At 45.9% G+C, this 1,938-nt stretch carries 1 protein-coding gene and 1 pseudogene; one reads left to right on the forward strand and one right to left on the reverse strand.

Annotation, left to right across the window (positions count from 1 at the left end):
• Positions 1 to 662, reverse strand: a pseudogene (locus RMO35_RS25095) (hypothetical protein); the annotation flags it as partial.
• A 339-nt stretch (positions 663 to 1,001) separates the two neighbouring features.
• Between RMO35_RS25095 and RMO35_RS25100 the strand changes: the two are divergent.
• Complete coding sequence (locus RMO35_RS25100; protein ID WP_309745493.1) at positions 1,002 to 1,757, forward strand: alpha/beta hydrolase; 756 nt, start codon at positions 1,002 to 1,004, stop codon at positions 1,755 to 1,757.
• The last annotated feature ends 181 nt before the right edge of the window (positions 1,758 to 1,938 follow it).

The raw sequence follows: 1,938 nt of genomic DNA on the forward strand, positions 1-1,938 counted from the left end.
GCAGCCTCGCGTCCTAATTGTGCCTTGATTCGCGATCGTCTAACTTGATAGGTGAGATAGTGAGAAAGATTTGTTTCTTGCTGTTGGCGGAGATTTTTTTGGACTCGTTTAATCGTCTCGACGTTTTCGGCTGTGCGTTCGTCAGAAACTAGCGAGTGCGAGTAGAGATAAGGGTAACGAGTAATTAATGTCCCTAATGGCTGCTCGCCGATAGTATTTTTTCTAGCAGTATTGTCCCCATTGAGCACGACATTCAACCGCTTGAGCTTGATATAGTCATCGCTTTGCAAATACAAATGCAGCAGTTGGCGCAGCCGCCGCACTACTCGCGAATAAGTCATGCGCACATCATGCAGATGTGAAAGCATATTGACTAAATCGGCAACTGATGAGTGCCCAGATAGTTGCATTTGCCAATGATTGACGAGAATATAGCAACAACGGTTGATGACAAGTGGAAAGTTTTGCTCGGCAGTTTTGTCAAAAGCTAATGTTTCGATCGTCGCCCAGATCCGGCTATCTGTATAGTTAACACCTTCGATGAACAAACTTTGAAATCTCGCCAAAACTCGATCGGCTGGTTCCGTTCTGACAACATGTAAAAAATGCTCATAAACAATCTGCTCGACACCGCTACCAAGTTTTTTCCCAACTGCAAACATATTGAATCTCCATGACTATTTCTAATAAATAATTACAGCAAGTTGCTCTAGTACAGAGACTGCATCGATAAGTAGCATCTGTTTTATAGAATCGAAGTTAGGCTTGCTGGGAGAGGATAAGGTTCGATCGGTAACATGGGATTAAAACTTGGGATAAAACGGGGGTTTGACGATTGCTTACCCCAAATCGTATCCGGATATTCCGTTTGGTGGTGTGAGATCGATCGCTCTTAAGGTACCCACATTTAGATCTATTACTATCAGCTTTGCTAAAATTACGCTTTATGTCGGTACCGATCGGTGCTAATTTGACCTAATAAAGAAGAAAACGTGCGTGAAATGGCTCAAGTGGAATTAAATACCCTCCAACTCGGTAATAACGGTCATCCCCTGATTATGCTTCATGGCTGGGGTCAAAATCTCCAATCCTTACAGCCGATGGGCGAGTTGCTAGCAGATCGAGCAAACATCCATCTAATCGATCTCCCTGGCTTTGGCAAATCCCCACCACCGCCTGAAGACTGGGATACAGCCGACTATGCCGATCGCATTTACCAGTATTTAGACGCACAAGGCATCGCAAGAGCCGATCTGGTGGCGCATTCTGTTGGGGGGAGAATTTCAATTCGGCTGGCGCACAAACATCCAGAGCGGGTGCGATCGATGACATTAATCAATGCTGCTGGATTGAAGCGTCAGCGCACCTTTCAGCAATCCCTCCGCAGTCAATGGATCTCCACCATGCGGAATACCTTCAAGCTCTCACCACTTTATCGTGACGAACTCCTCACCTGGCACAGTCAAAAATACGGTTCGCGCGACTACCTAAATGCTGGCGCACTCAAAGGTACCTTTATCAAAGTCGTTAACGAAGATCTTACGGAACTTGCACAGCAGATTCCGGCTCCAGTGTTACTATTGTGGGGCGAAAAAGATACGGAAACTCCGGTAGAAATGGGACACCGCTATCACAGTCTCTTTCCTAATTCTGAATTAATTACCATTCCCAACCGGGACCACTTCATGTTTCAAGCTGAAGGCTCTCATCTCTGCTCCTATTATATAGAGAAATTTCTCGCCCAATTACCTAGTTAGAGAGTCAAAAAAGATGATTTTGCTGACTTTGCTTGTAGTAATTCCCATTGTCGCGATCGTGTTAATGGTTTTATTCAACTCTAAATCTTAGACTTCGGCGGAGATTTTTACCCCACCCCAGCCCGCCCCGTATAAAGGGGTGGGCGTAAAGCCCCCCCTATGGGAGGGGGGGTGGGGGGGG

The organism is Chamaesiphon sp. OTE_20_metabat_361 (assembly GCF_031364565.1).

Bases quoted from the DNA above. Each gene is read 5' to 3' on its own strand.
- RMO35_RS25100 (WP_309745493.1), top strand. From the start codon at position 1,002: ATGGCTCAAGTGGAATTAAATACCCTCCAACTCGGTAATAACGGTCAT.